Below are 17,009 nucleotides of genomic sequence, written 5' to 3' on the forward strand. Positions count from 1 at the left end.
TATTTGTAGCGTTATTTTGGAGAAATGCCATAATTTGTGAGAATTGCGATCGCTAACGATATGTTCATGGCTGTAGAAGTACTGCGCCGGGCTGTGGTAAAAATACCAGATTACAAGCTGGCGTGGGTTGCCTATGATGGTGCGGAAGCTGTAAGCAAATGTGCGGCTGATACTCCCGACTTAATTTTGATGGATGTGCTGATGCCTAGCATGGATGGAGTAGAAGCTACACGGCATATCATGAGGCAATCTCCCTGCGCGATTGTCATGGTGACAGCTAGCGTTAATCGCTATGCAGCCAAGGTTTTTGAAGCAATGGGTTATGGAGCCTTGGATGCCATCAATACGCCAATTTTCGGTGATGATGGGCTACTAAATAAAATTGCCACGATTGCCCGCTTAATTGGTAAATCTTCATATCGGCGATCGCCACCTGTCCATCACTCAAAATCACTCCCACCCCTAATTGTGATGGGATCTTCCACTGGTGGGCCCCAAGCATTGAGAACTATTCTCTCCCAATTTCCCCAAGACTTTCCGGGGGCTGTGGTTGTTGTTCAACATATAGATGCCCAATTTGTTCAAGGTTTTGCCACTTGGTTAAATGAGCAAATTCCTCTGCCTGTGCAAATTGCGATCGCAGCTTCTACACCACAGCCCGCTAAAGTTCTGATTGCCGGCACAAATCTTCATTTAGTGATGCGTCCCGATCTCACCCTTGGCTATGACAAAGAACCACTACTTTCCTATCGTCCATCAGTTGATGTTTTCTTCAACAGTGTGGCTAAAAATTGGACTGGAAAGGGGGTTGGGACGTTGCTGACGGGGATGGGTGGAGATGGCGCTCAAGGCTTAAAACAATTGCGCGAAGCAGGTTGGCATACTATTGCTCAAGACCGCAAAACTTGCGTTGTTTATGGTATGCCGAAAGTAGCAGTGGAATTAAAAGCTGCGGTGGAGGTTTTGCCAGTTGAGGCGATCGCACCAGCCTGTATAAAGTTTTTATCCTAGCACATTTACGGATAAATACTTAATGTCTAATTACTTGATTATACTATCTAATTTCCTTAGGATTCACCTTGAATATCTTAGAATAATCAGTCGATCCAAATTGGACTAATTATTAAAATACCTTTACGAAGTATTTCAAATTACCATCTATACTGCTATACTATGATACAATTGTGACATCATAAATTAATTAATTTCATCTATTAGTTTGTCATTTTTTAAACAAACACCACTTAGAGGTGCTAAATGAACCTGCAAGAAACAGCACTCTCACAAATATCTCCAAAGACAGGAATATCATCACCAAAGTGGAGTGAAGCACAAACCCCACAAAATGTGCCATTTATTCCAGATTCCAAAATATCCGCAGTCAGACTTTTGCTAATTGACGATCAGGTAATTATCAGCGAAGCCTTTCGTCGGATGATTGCGACAGAAACAGATATTTCCCTTCACTACACAAGTAATCCAGCAAAAGCTATTCAAGATGCGATCGCCATAGAACCAACGACGATCTTCTTGGATATGATCATGCCAGATATCGATGGGTTAATGCTACTGCGTTGGTTTCGCTCTCATCCAGTAACTCGTGATATTCCTATCGTCATGCTATCCAGTAAAGAAGAAGCAAAGTTGAAAGCCGATGCCTTTGCTGAGGGTGCAAATGACTACCTAATTAAGTTACCCGATGCAGTTGAGTTAATTGCCCGTATTCGTTATCATTCCAAGGCATACAATAACCTCAAAGCACTCACGACCGCAACTGCTACTGCCCAACTTCAAGCACAACAGTTAGAACATACCTTACGGGAATTACAAACTACCCAAGTTCAATTAGTTCAAACTGAGAAAATGTCTAGCTTGGGTAGGATGGTTGCAGGTTTAGCCCACGAAATTAATAATCCTGTTAATTTTATTCATGGCAATTTTAATCATCTTAATAACCATGTAAATTGTCTTTTAAATTTAATTGAACTATATCAAGAAAAATATCCTGAATCCTTACCTACATTGGAAGATGAGTATGGTGATTTTAACTTGGATTTTATCATAGAGGATTTACCAAAAATTCTTTCATCCATGAGGATAGGAACCGATCGGATTCGTGACATTGTGCTGTCACTCAGAAACTTTTCTCGACTCGATCAATCAGATAAAAAAGCTGTTAATATTCATGACGGTATTGAAAGTACTTTATTACTTTTAAATCATCGGCTACAGCAAAAAATTGAAATTATTAAAAAATATGGTAATCTTCCACCAGTTCAATGTTATCCAGCCCAACTAAACCAAGTATTCATGAATATCCTTAGTAATGGCATTGATGCTTTACTAGAGTTAGATAATCATCACCAAAAGCAAATTGTGATTAAAACTGAAGTAACTGAATTGGAAACAGTCATAATCACATTCAGAGATAATGGTAATGGAATAGATTCCGAGATCCAAAGTAAGATATTCGATCCTTTTTTTACAACCAAACCTATCAACAAAGGAACGGGATTAGGTTTAGCAATTAGCCATCAAATTATTGAGAAACATGATGGCAATATCCAGCTAAAGTCTGAACTTGGTTATGGAACGGAATTTGCAATTGAAATTCCAATAGCGTTACCCGTTAATCATAAAAGCAACACTTAACTCATCAGTTTTCTTGAATTGCCGTAGAGAAAGCGAACTTATTAGTCATTGCTACTAATGACTTCCACCAAAAATCATAAGTTAATAAATCTATAATTCTTATACGCGATCGCAATCCATAATTTATATCATCGAATCTAATGATGAATTATAAATCATTTGCTACAGCTTGCGTGCATGGGATAAGTGACGTTAGTGTTAAAAGACTTGTGCAAAGCAAAACTTTCATCCCAGAAGTCGAGTAGAAAGCTAGAATGGCAATTCCAAATAAAGAAGTCAAATCTAATACAGATATTTTAGATAATAGACGCACCCAAACTTGCATCCAAGTTCGCATTCCTAAAGACTTACATGAAGAACCAGTCATTTCACGACTGACTTCTCACTATGGTGTCACAGTAATTATTGCTGCGGCTCAAATAAGCGTAAATGTGCCAGAATGCAGCTGTTTCGACCTGGAACTGCGGGGAACTATTTCCCAGATTAGAAAGTGCCCTAACTTACTTGGATGAACTAGATTTAGAAGTTTTGCACCAATCCAGCCCTGAAGAAGATGGGTGGTAAATCTTAGTTAGGAGTTAGGAGTTAGAAGTTAAAAAATTCATAGTTCATAACTCCTAACTTTTAACTCTTAACTTTGTTTAAGCCATTTGATTTTCAATCGCCCACCGCGCTAGTTCAGTGCGGTTGTGGAGATTAGTTTTGCCCAACATATTGGACACATGGCTTTCAACCGTGCGCTGACTAACATTTAGTTCTTCAGCAATTTCTCGGTTAGCTAAACCCCTAGCGACAAACTGGACTACTTTCAGTTCGGTTGGGGTTAATTGCACATCGAAGGGAACCTGGATGCGGGAACCGTTTTCGCCTCCTTTCGCTTGGTGTTCTTTCCAACGGATAGTTTGTTTCAGTGAGGATTCAACTTGTGCTACGAGTTCTTCTGGTTCAAAGGGCTTGACCATATAAACATCAGCACCTTTATTCAGACCCTTAACTCGGTCTGCACTTTGTCCCTTAGCTGAAAGGAAAAGAACCGGAATCCAACTGGTGCGTTCGTTTTGCCGGACTTGTTCCACAAAAGTATATCCGTCCATTTCCGGCATCATCACGTCGCAGATAATCATGTCTGGAACATCTTGCTCTAAAATTTCCAGAGCTTCACGTCCATTTTCGGCGGTGATGACTTCGTATCCCCGGAATTCTAAGTAATCCTTCACCAGCAAGATGAGGTTAGGGTCATCATCAATCAATAGAAGTCGTTTGTGATCTTTCATGCTGGGCTCTTTCATAGCAGTGGCACTTGTCGCGCTTCGGTCCATCAAAGTCTTGAATATTTATCCTCTATGGTGGGTTATTTCGAGATATTGTCCTTTTTCCTACTTAACTTGCCTTTGCTGTCTCGAAACCTCAAAAATGCCGAGCACTTTCAAGAGACTAGTAGCTCGATAGCAAAAGTCCAGCAAGGATACGTATAGCAGTAGTATCTATAATGCGCTATTATATATCGCATTGAAAGTGGCGGGCGAAAAAACACTGATTAAATAATAATCCTTCTAACTCACAAGTAAGTATTGGCTTAAAGATGACCCTACCTCAAAACCAACCCGCACTTTCTTAAAGCTTACTGCTCTACCATATCCTTCGGTTGCCAAGCCTCGATGAGGGGTTCACAAGAAACTAGGGAAGTTTCTGGCAAAGGATGGTTTAAAGATTCATATTCTTCTACCACCTTATTGCCTATTAAGTGTTCTTGAACGATCCGCTCAATAACTTCCAATTTTGCTTGGCGATACCAGACACCATCAGGGTAAACCACCATTATGAGTCCAGAACAACAAACACGCAAGCAGTTGGCTTTAGTTCCATAGACGCATAAGGGATAATTCTGTTGCGGCTCATCAAGTTTTAACTCTTTAAGTCGCCCTTTTAAGTATTCCCTGGATTCCAGACTAGCTCGTTTTGAGCGGCAATTAGCAATTGTCTGGTCAGCGCAAATAAAAATGTGTCGCTGAATCTTTGCAAGTCCTAAACTTTCTACACAATTACTCAGGGGCTTATATTCTAGAGATTTAGTGGATTTGGGGATTTGGTGGCTGGGCTGGATCACTGTATTGTTACTCATCGAGCGGCTCCCTGATTACAGTTCTATAACAATTTGCAAGGTTTGCAAATAAAGTTGACTGAGAAGGGAATGAGGTCTTGGGCATTGATAATTGGGAAAACTCTTCACTACTCCCAACTCCCGACTCCCTTTTACCATATAAAAATATACGTAACTTACAGGACAGAACCCGCAGAGTAAAAATAATTAGGCATTTATACTTAAGTACATCAACGCTCTCCTAGTTCGGGAACCCGTACTAAAGGAATTCTTGCCATCGGATGCTAATTTTCGGTAGATTAGCACTCAGGGGTTGAGAGTGCTAATCTCTGGAGAAAATAATTATGGCAGCCTTATCTTTAAGCGTTTCTACTGTTAAACCTTTGAGCGATCGCGTTTTCGTAAAAGTGAACGCCTCAGAGGAAAAGACCGCAGGTGGTCTGTATTTGCCCGATACCGCCAAGGAAAAGCCCCAGGTAGGGGAAGTCGTTGCCCTTGGTCCTGGCAAGCGTAACGACGACGGTAGCCGTCAAGAATTGGAAATTAAAGTCGGCGATAAAGTGCTGTACTCCAAGTACGCTGGCACTGATATCAAGCTCGGCACCGAAGAATATGTACTGCTTTCTGAAAAAGACATTTTAGCAGTTGTTATCTAATTGTCATTAGTCAATGGTCATTAGTCATTAGCCAATGACAAAAGACAAAAGACAAAAGACAAAAAACAAATGACAAAGGACAAATAATATGGCAAAGCGCATTATCTACAACGAAAACGCCCGTCGTGCGTTGGAACGAGGCATTGACATCTTGGCTGAGGCCGTAGCTGTTACCCTCGGCCCCAAAGGTCGTAACGTAGTTCTAGAAAAGAAATTTGGCGCACCGCAAATCGTTAATGACGGTGTAACGATCGCTAAAGAAATCGAATTAGAAGACCATATTGAAAACACTGGCGTAGCTTTGATTCGTCAAGCTGCTTCTAAAACCAACGATGCTGCGGGCGACGGTACTACAACTGCTACCGTTTTAGCTCATGCGATCGTTAAAGAAGGCTTGCGGAACGTTGCAGCTGGTGCTAACGCAATTTCCCTGAAGCGTGGTATTGATAAAGCTACTGCCTTTTTGGTAGACAAAATCAAAGAACACGCCCGTCCAGTGGAAGATTCCAAAGCCATTGCCCAAGTTGGTGCGATCTCGGCTGGTAATGACGAAGAAGTCGGTCAAATGATTGCCCAAGCAATGGATAAGGTGGGCAAAGAAGGCGTAATTTCCCTAGAAGAAGGGAAATCTATGTTCACCGAATTGGAAATCACTGAAGGGATGCGCTTTGACAAAGGCTACATCTCTCCATATTTTGCTACCGACCCTGAACGGATGGAAGCAGTTTTTGATGAACCTTTCATCCTGCTGACCGATAAGAAAATTGCTTTGGTACAAGACCTTGTACCAGTGTTAGAGCAAGTAGCTCGTGCTGGTCGTCCTTTGGTGATTATCGCTGAAGATATTGAAAAAGAAGCTTTAGCAACCTTGGTAGTAAACCGTTTACGCGGTGTACTAAACGTGGCTGCTGTTAAGGCTCCTGGCTTTGGCGATCGCCGCAAAGCACTACTAGAAGACATCGCTGTTTTAACTGGTGGTCAACTAATCACCGAAGATGCTGGTCTGAAGCTAGATAACACCAAGCTAGATAGCCTAGGTAAAGCTCGCCGGATCACCATCACCAAGGACAGCACCACAATTGTTGCCGAAGGTAACGAAGCTGCTGTTAAGGCTCGTGTAGAACAGATTCGTCGTCAAATCGATGAAACCGAATCTTCTTACGACAAAGAGAAACTGCAAGAGCGTCTTGCTAAACTCTCTGGTGGTGTTGCTGTAGTGAAAGTAGGTGCAGCAACCGAAACCGAAATGAAAGACAAGAAATTGCGCCTAGAAGACGCAATCAACGCCACTAAAGCTGCTGTGGAAGAAGGTATTGTTCCTGGCGGTGGTACAACTCTGGCTCACCTTGCTCCTGAATTGGAAGTTTGGGCAAAGGAAAATCTGAAAGATGAAGAGTTGATTGGTGCTTTGATTGTCGTTCGCGCCTTACCTGCACCTCTGAAGCGGATTGCTGAAAATGCCGGTCAGAATGGTGCTGTAATCGCTGAACGCGTCAAAGAGAAAGAATTCAACGTTGGCTACAACGCTGCAACCAACGAATTTGTTGACTTGTTAGCTGCTGGTATTGTTGACCCTGCTAAAGTGACTCGTTCTGCTCTGCAAAACGCTGCTTCCATCGCTGGTATGGTGTTGACAACCGAATGTATTATAGTTGACAAACCTGAGCCTAAAGATGGCGCTCCTGCTGGCGCTGGTGCTGGTGGCGGTGACTTCGATTACTAATACTTTGTAGTTACATAATAAAAGAGCTGCTTCCCTTGTGGAGGCGGCTGTTTTTTTGTTTGAACTGCCTTTGATGAAGCTGTTGCCGGAGGCTAGGGGCGCAAAAATAGTAGTACAAATATTCTGCTAATGAATGAACAACAGTTATAATATGAATATTTAATGACATTAACCATGAATTACATCTTAAAAACACAAGCAAGTTATGCTAGGAAAAATATTGAGCAAAGACTAGAAGATTTTATTGATGCAGTTGATAATGATAAAAGCCTAAGTCCAGATATAAAAGATCAGCTTGTTTTTTTAATATCTGCTGATGCTTGTGAATTAACATCTATTACAAGTAAGTTCAGACAGCAATTGTCAATAAGTCCTTATATACATCCCGAAGTGGAAAGGAGAATACGATTGTTAGATATATCTATCCAATATTGGGCAAGATTATTGGATATTAATACCTTATTTTTGTGCAATCAATTTTTATACGTTTAAATAGCTTATTTATTAATATTTTTTATTTCGTAAAAGCAGCTACTTTTCTCAAAAACTAGCCGCTTTTTGTAATTTTTATAAACTCAAATAATTTCCTTGGCGTGCTTGGTGTCTGGTAGCAACATTCAACACTATTTTTAGTTAAGCCGACGCTGTTATCTTTAGCAGACGCGAACTAACTCGCCGCAAACTTTACTGGCACAAGTGGCTGAACAAGTCGCTACAATTCCAGATAGGGAGGAGCGACAAAATATCAATATCGCGGGTTGTGTAGAAATTCTGGCGGGTTTGCGGTTTGAGAAGGATTTAGTTCGGCAATTTTTACGGGAGGATATTATGAAAGAGTCTGTGATTTATCAAGATATCGTTCAAAAGGAAGCGTTTAAATTGATTAGTCGTCAGCTTAGACGGCGTTTTGGTGATATCGATGCATCATTAGTTGAGCAGGTTCGGAATTTATCTGCTGAACAGTTAGAGGAGTTGGGAGAGGCGTTGTTAGATTTTTCGGAAGTTGCTGATTTGATAGCTTGGTTAGAGCAGCATTAATAAGCTTAATGAAATTGTGAAAGCTGCTATTTTATGGAGCGGTTGTTTTTATTTTAATCGCACCCTAAGTATAAAGAGAAGTTAATCTAGAGGCAACTATTTATAAAAGTAAAAATCTCTGGTTCTATGTCACTGTTAACAGATGCTTTAGACAGAATTCTAAATTGGTTCCAGCAAAACAAACCCTCTTATGCTTTTTCTCTGCAACCAGGATTAGCTTATGAAGAAATTGAAGAAAAAGTTAAAAACTTGCCCTTTACCTTGCCAAGAGAAGTTTATGAACTTTACCAATGGCGGAATGGTATGCGTATATGTAAAGGAGAAAAAATAGCGCAGTTTTTTCATGGATACACTTTTCTTTCCCTAGAAGATGCAATTGATGAATACAACCAGCTAATAGGGTTGTGTGATGATCCTGAACTTGATTATGAGTGGGATAAAGATTTAAATGAAGAATTAGCTGAAATGGTTGATATGACAAATGGATTTATTATTCCAGAACTAAATAAAGAAGAAAATGAATTACAAGTAGAAATTGTTAATGCTGATATTTGGAAATCAGATTGGTTTCCTATTTTTTATCATGACCCTAAGTCATATATAATTGTTACTTGTAAAGATAAATATTTTGCATTTATTTCAGAAATATATCTACAATCAATTGAAGATGGAGAACCAAAAACTATTTTTAATAGCCTCACAAATATGATGTTAGATATAGCAGAACGCTGTGATACAAGTAAATAAAATAGGGTTACTTTCAGAATTAAACTAGATTTCATGACTCCCTGCGGCTTGACGATGAAAAACAAAGCCAAAGGTTTTTAAGATTTTGATAATTTGTCTGTAGCTAAACCCAGCTAGCCGTCCCATGAATTAACTACTGACCTACAATTAAAGGATAGTTAAATTGTTCAGCTATTGGCTGCAAATAATTTAGTTTTTGATTCTGAGATTGTGCTTATAATAACTTACGCGCTACATCACGGGCAATTTCTAAAGTTTCAGCAACAGTCCGTCCTTGAGCTACTAAACCTTGAAGCTCATCAGATGTTGCTAAATAAACGCCTTCATGTAATTTCTCAATGTGGATGTTTACCAATCTTTCCATTCTTGTATGTAGATATTACTGTTTGGAGCGGTTTAATTGTTATGATATCGCTTTTCTGAATTACAGCGATCGCACAATCTTCTAGCTTCAGAGGATGTTTGAAAAGTCTCCTTGTCACTATCAAAAGTTATAAATACTTCTAAGTCCCCCTTTTTAAGTATAAAAAAATATCCCCTACCTCAAATTCAAAAAGCAGGGGTTTGGTTAAAGCTACTTAACTGAAACGGCATCAACATCGATAGTGCTTGGAGTGGTAGTAGAAGCCTCAGTAGTATTAGGTGCTTCAGTGCCTAGATCGCCCTTACGAGCTTTCCAGCCTTCAATCACCAGTCCAGACACTTCACTAACTAGCAGAGTCAAAAGGAAAACATCATCAATCTGTCCCGCAACGGGTATAAAATCTGGGAGAATATCAATTGGACTGACCAAATAGACTAGCGTTCCTAAAATTACCCACCAACGGTACTTCGGGTTACGAAGCACATTGCGATACCAGGTGTAAAGTGATTGGATTGAAAATTTCATATTTTTAACCTCCAGTTATCTTTAATTTTGACAAATTATCCTAAAAACTCCCGGTGGGAATAACCGTCCTAGTTAGTCTGGATGACGCTACTCGTAATTTTCCACCAAATACCTCATCTGTAATTATCCACAAAAGCATAGGATTGCAAGGGTTTCATTGATTCGGACTGTAAATTTTATTTTTGCTGTGCTGTAGTAGTAATTCCCTAACAACAAATAAATTGTATGGATGTTGATTGTTTATTTTATAGGGGAATCCTTTACAGCGTTAGAAGACAGGGTAGAAGAACGCACCGCCGAACTCAAAAGCGCTTTGAGTGAATTGCAGCACACTCAAGCACAAATGGTTCAAAGTGAAAAAATGTCTAGTCTGGGTCAACTGGTGGCAGGTGTGGCATATAAAATCAACAACCCGATGAACTTTGTTCATGGCAATATTACCTACCTACAATTGCCTACCCAGCACTAGGTTTGTCAACCAGTCTGAGTCAAATACGCCATGCTTACAGTGTCTTTTTAGCTTTTCGATAAATTTATATTTTGGAAGTCCCTCATTTTGCATTAATCTCTAGAATTAAAATGCTTTAGCACATTTGCTCTAGTTATGGAGGGAGGAAACTTAAACAGTGGATATTTTAGATTTATTTTATAAGGGCGGGCCAGCGATGTGGCCTTTGCTTGTCCTATCGGTTCTGGCTTTTAGTGTGATTTTTGAGCGTCTGTGGTTCTGGCTGCGAATTTTGACTCAGGAAAAGCAAATAGTCGATCGCATTCTGGATGCTGCTCAGGATAATTGGCAAGCAGCTGCGGACATTGCCAAACAAGCAAGTCATCAACCTGTCGGACGTTTTCTCTATGCCCCCTTACGTTTTCCAAAAACTGATGTGGAAACGTTTCGACTAGCACTTGAGGCTACAGCAGAAGATGAATTGGCTGGAATGCGGCGGGGTGAAAAGCTTTTAGAAGCCGTGATTGCCCTCGCGCCCCTGCTGGGATTGTTGGGCACGGTTTTGGGTTTAATCAGAGCTTTGCGAGCAATTCGGATTGGCGATTTGGGAACTGAATCGACAGCTGGTGTAACTACTGGTATTGGTGAATCTCTAATTGCTACGGCAACGGGGCTAATAGTTGCCATTATTAGTTTGGTATTTTACCGCCTATTTCAAAGTTTTGTAGTTAACCAAATCAAAGTTTTTCGGAAGGCAGGGAATGAAATGGAATTACTCTATCGCCAATCCCCCCCTGATTTTAGTAATAGTACATCAGCAATTGTGCGGGAAAATTTCACTCCACCCCGTAAGCCAGGAAAGACTAGGTTGCCTGAACCTCCTGAACCACCTAATGCAGCTAATTAGTCCAGCAAGAATTCAACCCGAAAACCAGATGTTTAAATTGAGAAAATGAAAGTTAATCTACATACCCCAATTGAAGAAGTCCAAATTCAAATCATTCCTTTAATTGATGTTGTTTTTTGTATACTGACGTTTTTTTTATTAGCAGCATTACAATTTACGCGGCAACAAGCAATAAATGTTGATTTGCCCAAAGCCAGCCCTAGTACAGTATCTGGAATAACATCACAGGGTGGAAGTTTGATTGTAACTATCGATGCCGTCGGCAATACTTACATAGAAAAACAGCCTGTAAAACGCGACGATTTGGGGGCGAGGTTAAAACAGTATCTCCAAGCAAACCCCAGTGCTGTTGTGGTGCTGAATGCTTCGCGGACAGCAACTTATAATGATGTGATTGAGACATTGGATTTGTTACGGCAAGTAGGAGGCGATCGCGTTTCTTTGGGAATTATTCCCGGCCCATCTCAACTACCCACAAACTCACTCAACCAGCCTAATATTCCCTCTTTCCCAATCAATCCTGGTACAGGAACAGTTCCAGGCATCAATCCTGAAGGCAATCTTAGCCCTAAATTTCCTTTAGCACCCAATTCTGTACCCTTACCTGGTCTAAGTCAGCCTCCAACTGGACAAGGTATCAGTCCTATCAATCCTGGTATTTCCAACCCACCAGCATCCAAAGTGCCTGTAGCACCCAAACAAACCCAACCTCCTCTGAAAAGATGAAATAGGAAGTATGGGGGATTGGGCACAAAGGGCAGAGGAGCAGTTGTTGCTGGGTACAAGGGAAAAAATTAAAAATTACTTTTTTCCCTTCTGCCCGCTGTTTCCTTGCTCTCCTGCTTCTTCCTTATTCCCTCTGAAGCTTTTTCTCAATCCTAAAGATATCTAAAACAAAATTCGGTTAGCGATGAAACTTCTGCTAATTTACAAATAATTGGTTGAGCTTTAAAGATTTTTACACCGATAAACTGAAGTAATTTATCACCAATTGCCATTCACATTTCAGGGATTGTGGCATGAATATCGTTACGCTTTTAATTGTTTGGCTAGTAACAGCTATCAGCCTGTTGATAATTAGTAAATTACCTTTAGGAGTTGAAATTGATACTCCTGGTAAAGCCTTCCTTTCTGCCGCAGTGCTTGGTATCGTGACGGCAATAGTCAGACCGATTTTAAACCTCATTTTTGCAGTCCCCAATTTACTCACATTGGACTTACTATCAAGCATTTTCACATTTATGATTGCCGTAGTTTGTTTTAGTATTGCGGCTTGGTTAGTTGAGGGATTTCGCTTACGTTATGGGATTTGGAGTGCTGTTATTGGGGCATTTACGCTGACTATAATTAACAGCTTAATCTACAAATTATTGGGTGTTTAAAATTAATAGTGAGGAGTCAGGAGTTAGGAGTTATTAAGAACTCATCACTCCTAACTAACATCTCCTAACTATTCGTTTGAACTTGGGGGAGCAACGGGGGTAGCTGATTGTTGTTTACGTTGTTCGCGTTTTTTGCGATCGGCTGAGAGCATATCTGCCATCACCACTAGGGCTTGCGCCATCTTGTCTAGGTTAGAACGGTATAACTCCAAATCCTTGTTGAGTTTGTCCTCAGATACGTGCAAGCCAGCCGCGATCGCTTTTAACGCCTCGGTGAGTTGCTTTTCGTCTTTGACTAATTCGGGATCTGACTGTTCCAATAACGAAAATACACCAATTGCGAACAAACGGCTGTATTTAAAGTTAGGATTATTGGCGATCGCTTGCAGTTGTGTTTGCAGGTCAGCATCTCGATCTAAGTAAGTAGTTTGGCCTAGCCACCCAATTAAATCTTTAACTGGCAAACCTTTAGCTACAGCTTGCAATCTTTCCGCATCCTGTCGATAGTGTTGCGGATCTTGTTCTATAGCCCGACATAGGGCATTAAAAATCGATTCTCGATCTCGTTCTGGTTGATAGCCTTGCATGAAGCGGTCAAAAGTCGTGACGACGCCCAAGGCATAAATTGGATTGTAGCTAAAATCGATATTTACTGACAGTAGATGCATTTCTACCATCAATTCTTCTACGACCCGACGATAAATAGTGTTAATCGGACGGGTGTGAAGATTGTAAAAAGTTCGTTTTGTATCAGAGACAGTACGGACGTTATTCACAAAGAAAATGTTAAGGGCGACGTATCTTTATTTTCACGCTTAAAGGCTACTTTGCCAAGTTTAGCTTTTGACTGGTGACGGTTTCATTTACAATATAAACAAATCAAAAGTATTTTATAAGCTAGTAGGCATAGGGGATAAGACCCTTTCCTCTAAAAAAACTAGCCAAAAATTTTTATCTATAATGATTTATTTATCGCATTTATGAACTTCTCGCCACAGTTAATTGCTTTAGGTGAGTGCCTAGCAGGTGAATTTGATAATCAGGAACAAGCTATAGGCGAACCAGTTTGGTATGTCCATCTCCGAATGTGGCAAAGACCAGTGAATTTGTTCACAGAAGATAGCATCACCCTGTTTGCCGAACAAGCTAACGCGATTAACCTAGATAAACCTTACCGCCAGAGAATTATGCGGTTGCGTCAGGGTAGCAACTCTGACACATCTCTGGAAGTACAATATTACATGCCTCAAGATCCAGATGCATTAAGAGGTGCAGGCAATAACCCTGCTCTGTTAAACACACTGACATCCGAACAATTAGATTTACTACCAGGTTGTATCCTAACAGTAGCTCAGGAAACACTAGCTGGCGATCGCTATAAGTTTAACGCTACCCCACAACCAGAGAGTCGTTGCAGCTTTACCTATCTTGGCAATAGCGCCTATGTTTCCTTGGGTTTTGAAGCTACTGCGGCAGAATTCCACAGCTATGACAAAGGAATCGATCCAGCAACTGGAAAAGCAACTTGGGGAGCGATTATGGGCCCTTATCGCTACACCAAGCGAAATCAGTATAAAATAAGATAAACTTATGCTTCATGAGTTACGAGTTATGGAGTTTCAATTAACTCCTCACTCTTAACTCCTAACCCTTTTTTAGCTAGCGATGCTACGAGGTACGCCTTCTAGAGCTTCCTCTTCTGTTTCAAAGATTTCAAAGACAGTATCCATCATCGTCACTTCAAACACGAGTTTGGCTTCTGGATGTACATTGCAAATGCGGAAACTGCCCTTGACTTTATCAGCATCGCGCATCCCCGCTACCAAAGACGTTAGACCAGAACTATCAATAAAATTTACCTGAGCCAGATTCACGACTACATGGCGGCTGAGTTTAGAAATACACTCTTGTAATTTCAGGCGAAATTGCCAAGCGGTGGTAATGTCTAGACGACCTGCTGGTGTCAGGACAATAACGGTATTTCCGTCTTGGGTTGTATAAGTTTTTTGGTCTATCTGAATCACTAAAGCCCTCCCCGTGGCATTCCTTTTAAGATTAGCTAGTTACACAGAATTGTCTAATGCTGTCACTTGAGATTAACAAGCCATAGCTAAAATTGTCACCTTTTTCTGCTAAGTGCTTAACTTTAGTAGTTTAACTCACTAAAACAGTACTGAGTAGCAATTAAAAATGGGGGAGTGGGGAGTGAAGGAGATAGGGAAGAACTCCTAACTCCTAACTCAGCACTATTAACTGGGTGTCCAGTTGATCCAATCTTGAGGCTTGAGAAAGGTTTCATACAACTCGGCTTCAGGGGTATTGGGTTCCGGTTGATAGCCATATTCCCAGCGCACTAAGGGCGGTAGGGACATGAGAATTGATTCGGTACGTCCGTTGGTTTGCAGACCAAAAATAGTACCTCTGTCATAAACCAAGTTAAATTCTACATACCGTCCCCGGCGGTAGAGTTGAAAATTCCGTTGGCGATCGCCATACTCTATCCCATGTCGCCGTTCTACAATGGGTACGTAGGCTGGTAAAAATGCTCTGCCACAGTCTTGGACAAAGGCAAACAAATCTTCCCAATTACGGGTTTCTGGGGTTCCCACTTGATTGCTATGCATAGCCGCGTCTCCATTGGGATTTGGCCCGCGATATAAAGCACCTTGGCCATCTTGGTAATCAAAAAATAGACCACCTACGCCTCGTGTCTCATCACGATGCTTAAGGTAGAAATATTCATCGCACCAGGGCTTAAACACCGAGTAATAGTCTGGGTGGTGTTTGTCACAAGCCTGTTTTAATGTTTTGTGTAGATGTGCCGCATCTTCAGCAAAAGGGTAATAAGGTGTCAAGTCAAGACCACCACCAAACCACCAAACTGGCCCCGCTTCAAAGTAGCGATAATTTAAATGAACTGTGGGCACGTAAGGATTATGTGGGTGTAACACCATTGAAGTTCCCGTGGCATAAAAGCCATGTCCTGCGGCTTCAGGGCGTTGAGCCAAAATTGAGGCTGGCAAATGGGAACCCCAAACTTCAGAAAAATTCACACCTGCTTGTTCAAATATTGCACCTTCTCGCAGCACGCGCGATCGCCCTCCACCCCCTTCAGGGCGTTCCCAACTATCTTCATGAAACTTAGCCACACCATCTAGTTTTGCCAATGATTCGGTAATTTCGTCTTGCAGTTGTTTCATAAACTGACTGACTCTAGTCTGAGCGTCAGGTGCTGGCAAGGACTTGGATGATTCTGCTGCTAGAGTTGGTGTTTGCGAGTTGGTCAACATAGATTCCCAAACCTAAATTACAATTTCCAGAAAGCCACAAATTTCTTATCTTAAAATTTGGGGGAAACACGCGCCAACAATCAAGCTCTATTTGCCCAACCCGCTTTTTTCTTACTGGTTAAGCATTTATACGATTGATAGGCATCACTAGAGTTATTTTCCCTCAAATGCGTATAGGCTTGTATATTGACTGAGTTTTTTTTGTTAATTTTTACTATTTCGCTCATTTGGCATTCCAAGAACTGAGCGTAGTTGCCCACAATACCAGAGTTACCAGAAAGTGTCTAGAGAGGGGGAGGATTAGGAAAATGCAAGATTGGTTATCCAAATTCATCCACCGCAAACGTCGTCGGTTTTGCGCTTCTCTGGTGCGGACGTATCGAGAGATAAGTTCTGCTTCTGTAGATGAATTGTGGCAAAAAGTCGCTGACTTAACAGATGTTTCTTGGCATCCACTACTTAAGAGTACTAACGTACCCTACGGATTAGTACCCAAACCAGGATTGATTTTTCACGCAGTAACGCGCTTTTCACCGATTCCTATCCGTATCTTTGTGGAGCGCGTCAATCCTAAAGAGATGCTGAGTATCCGAGTGCTAGCGATTCCTGGGATAGAGGAACGGATAACTTATCAAGTAGAATCAACGGTTTGTGGTACTTATTTGTCTTATTCTGTAACACTCCGCGGATGGTTATCCCCCTTAATTTGGTCTTTATCCCGTCCTTATGTAGACCGCGTAGCACGGTCTTTAATCGAGGCAGTGGAAAAGACGGCATTGCCTACGGTATCTAGTAAGAAAAAATCCATTAATGACAGTTGTTTTGATTTTTAGGCAAGGGGAACAAGGGGGACAAGGAGAATAACCCCCAATACTTCTCTACGAGATACTATGCCCTAAGCGAAGCTATGCCGCAGGCTTTACGGCTTCTCTAAGAGACGCTCTTCGCATTCGCTCAGTACAAGTAAGTGTCCAATGCCCAATTCCCAATGCCCAAAGAAAGTTAAGATTCTATATAGGTAATAATGCCATTTACTAAATTTTATTACGGCATTGACAGTGAAACCACTAAGCTGACCTTACTTAAGGGACTTCCAAATAAAAAAATATCCCAAATTTTCTTGTGGGATGGGCATCTTGCCCGTCCCACAAGATGGATAATTTATTTCTTGGAAAG

19 protein-coding genes and 2 pseudogenes are annotated in these 17,009 nt (G+C 41.1%); 14 read left to right on the forward strand and 7 right to left on the reverse strand.

Features of this window, described 5'->3' with window-relative positions:
- Window positions 1-36 precede the first annotated feature (36 nt).
- The 3 genes from CDG77_RS04605 to CDG77_RS04615 all read left to right on the forward strand — a co-directional run bounded on the left by CDG77_RS04605 (window position 37) and on the right by CDG77_RS04615 (window position 3,164).
- Entirely contained in the window at window positions 37-1,011 is a 975-nt protein-coding gene (locus CDG77_RS04605) for a chemotaxis response regulator protein-glutamate methylesterase (RefSeq protein WP_094328238.1), read from the forward strand.
- Between the two features lie 246 nt (window positions 1,012-1,257).
- Entirely contained in the window at window positions 1,258-2,652 is a 1,395-nt protein-coding gene (locus CDG77_RS04610; protein ID WP_094328239.1) for an ATP-binding protein, read from the forward strand.
- Window positions 2,653-2,906: 254 nt separating this feature from the next.
- Window positions 2,907-3,164 (forward strand): NIL domain-containing protein, encoded by a 258-nt coding sequence (locus CDG77_RS04615; protein ID WP_317615905.1) that lies wholly within the window; start codon window positions 2,907-2,909, stop codon window positions 3,162-3,164.
- Window positions 3,165-3,293: 129 nt separating this feature from the next.
- Here the strand turns inward: CDG77_RS04615 and CDG77_RS04620 are convergent, their stop codons facing one another.
- The gene (locus CDG77_RS04620) at window positions 3,294-3,971 is read right to left on the reverse strand and encodes a response regulator transcription factor (RefSeq protein ID WP_012407592.1); all 678 of its coding nucleotides are present in this window, start codon (window positions 3,969-3,971) and stop codon (window positions 3,294-3,296) included.
- Between the two features lie 302 nt (window positions 3,972-4,273).
- Window positions 4,274-4,774: a (2Fe-2S) ferredoxin domain-containing protein gene (locus tag CDG77_RS04625; RefSeq protein ID WP_094328240.1), complete on the reverse strand. Its 501-nt coding sequence runs from the start codon at window positions 4,772-4,774 to the stop codon at window positions 4,274-4,276.
- Window positions 4,775-5,097: 323 nt separating this feature from the next.
- Here CDG77_RS04625 and groES point away from each other — a divergent pair, with 323 nt between their 5' ends.
- The 5 genes and pseudogenes from groES (at window position 5,098) to CDG77_RS04650 (ending at window position 8,917) form a co-directional block, all read left to right on the forward strand.
- The gene (gene groES, locus CDG77_RS04630) at window positions 5,098-5,409 is read left to right on the forward strand and encodes a co-chaperone GroES (RefSeq protein ID WP_069071443.1); all 312 of its coding nucleotides are present in this window, start codon (window positions 5,098-5,100) and stop codon (window positions 5,407-5,409) included.
- Window positions 5,410-5,497: 88 nt separating this feature from the next.
- The gene (gene groL, locus CDG77_RS04635) at window positions 5,498-7,132 is read left to right on the forward strand and encodes a chaperonin GroEL (RefSeq protein ID WP_094328241.1); all 1,635 of its coding nucleotides are present in this window, start codon (window positions 5,498-5,500) and stop codon (window positions 7,130-7,132) included.
- 174 nt (window positions 7,133-7,306) lie between these two features.
- Window positions 7,307-7,624 (forward strand): hypothetical protein, encoded by a 318-nt coding sequence (locus CDG77_RS04640; protein ID WP_143856958.1) that lies wholly within the window; start codon window positions 7,307-7,309, stop codon window positions 7,622-7,624.
- A 119-nt stretch (window positions 7,625-7,743) separates the two neighbouring features.
- Window positions 7,744-8,170, forward strand: a pseudogene (locus tag CDG77_RS04645) (DUF4351 domain-containing protein); the annotation flags it as partial.
- A 126-nt stretch (window positions 8,171-8,296) separates the two neighbouring features.
- Window positions 8,297-8,917 carry an SMI1/KNR4 family protein gene (locus tag CDG77_RS04650; protein ID WP_094328243.1) on the forward strand — a complete coding sequence of 207 codons (621 nt, stop codon included), beginning with the start codon at window positions 8,297-8,299 and terminating at the stop codon, window positions 8,915-8,917.
- A gap of 214 nt (window positions 8,918-9,131) precedes the next feature.
- Here CDG77_RS04650 and CDG77_RS37355 read toward each other — a convergent pair whose 3' ends face one another.
- Window positions 9,132-9,281, reverse strand: coding sequence for a type II toxin-antitoxin system HicB family antitoxin (locus CDG77_RS37355; RefSeq protein WP_223269708.1), 150 nt, complete (start codon window positions 9,279-9,281; stop codon window positions 9,132-9,134).
- Between the two features lie 210 nt (window positions 9,282-9,491).
- Window positions 9,492-9,806: a YkvA family protein gene (locus CDG77_RS04665; RefSeq protein ID WP_094328244.1), complete on the reverse strand. Its 315-nt coding sequence runs from the start codon at window positions 9,804-9,806 to the stop codon at window positions 9,492-9,494.
- 253 nt (window positions 9,807-10,059) lie between these two features.
- On the opposite strand from CDG77_RS04665, the pseudogene CDG77_RS04670 reads away from it, so the two are divergent.
- The 4 genes and pseudogenes from CDG77_RS04670 to CDG77_RS04685 all read left to right on the forward strand — a co-directional run.
- Window positions 10,060-10,269 (forward strand): annotated as a pseudogene (locus tag CDG77_RS04670) (MASE1 domain-containing protein); the annotation flags it as partial.
- Between the two features lie 163 nt (window positions 10,270-10,432).
- On the forward strand, window positions 10,433-11,161 hold the full coding sequence (locus CDG77_RS04675) for a MotA/TolQ/ExbB proton channel family protein (protein ID WP_094328245.1): 729 nt from the start codon (window positions 10,433-10,435) through the stop codon (window positions 11,159-11,161).
- 45 nt (window positions 11,162-11,206) lie between these two features.
- Window positions 11,207-11,887: an ExbD/TolR family protein gene (locus tag CDG77_RS04680; RefSeq protein ID WP_094328246.1), complete on the forward strand. Its 681-nt coding sequence runs from the start codon at window positions 11,207-11,209 to the stop codon at window positions 11,885-11,887.
- 293 nt (window positions 11,888-12,180) lie between these two features.
- Window positions 12,181-12,543, forward strand: a complete 363-nt coding sequence (locus CDG77_RS04685; protein ID WP_094328247.1) for a phage holin family protein — start codon at window positions 12,181-12,183, stop codon at window positions 12,541-12,543.
- A gap of 68 nt (window positions 12,544-12,611) precedes the next feature.
- On the opposite strand, the gene psb29 is transcribed toward CDG77_RS04685, so the two are convergent.
- A complete protein-coding gene (gene psb29 / locus CDG77_RS04690) occupies window positions 12,612-13,319 on the reverse strand; it encodes a photosystem II biogenesis protein Psp29 (RefSeq protein WP_094328248.1) in 708 nt (235 codons plus the stop codon).
- A gap of 204 nt (window positions 13,320-13,523) precedes the next feature.
- Between psb29 and CDG77_RS04695 the strand changes: the two genes are divergently transcribed.
- Entirely contained in the window at window positions 13,524-14,129 is a 606-nt protein-coding gene (locus CDG77_RS04695) for a chromophore lyase CpcT/CpeT (protein ID WP_094328249.1), read from the forward strand.
- A gap of 69 nt (window positions 14,130-14,198) precedes the next feature.
- On the opposite strand, the gene CDG77_RS04700 is transcribed toward CDG77_RS04695, so the two are convergent.
- Both CDG77_RS04700 and hemF read right to left on the reverse strand, forming a co-directional pair.
- The gene (locus tag CDG77_RS04700) at window positions 14,199-14,567 is read right to left on the reverse strand and encodes an STAS domain-containing protein (RefSeq protein WP_094328250.1); all 369 of its coding nucleotides are present in this window, start codon (window positions 14,565-14,567) and stop codon (window positions 14,199-14,201) included.
- A gap of 225 nt (window positions 14,568-14,792) precedes the next feature.
- Window positions 14,793-15,833 (reverse strand): oxygen-dependent coproporphyrinogen oxidase, encoded by a 1,041-nt coding sequence (hemF, locus tag CDG77_RS04705; RefSeq protein WP_094328251.1) that lies wholly within the window; start codon window positions 15,831-15,833, stop codon window positions 14,793-14,795.
- A gap of 308 nt (window positions 15,834-16,141) precedes the next feature.
- Between hemF and CDG77_RS04710 the strand changes: the two genes are divergently transcribed.
- Window positions 16,142-16,666 (forward strand): polyketide cyclase / dehydrase and lipid transport, encoded by a 525-nt coding sequence (locus CDG77_RS04710; protein ID WP_094328252.1) that lies wholly within the window; start codon window positions 16,142-16,144, stop codon window positions 16,664-16,666.
- The last annotated feature ends 343 nt before the right edge of the window (window positions 16,667-17,009 follow it).

Source organism: Nostoc sp. 'Peltigera membranacea cyanobiont' 213 (genome assembly GCF_002245975.1).
Taxonomy (GTDB): domain Bacteria; phylum Cyanobacteriota; class Cyanobacteriia; order Cyanobacteriales; family Nostocaceae; genus Nostoc.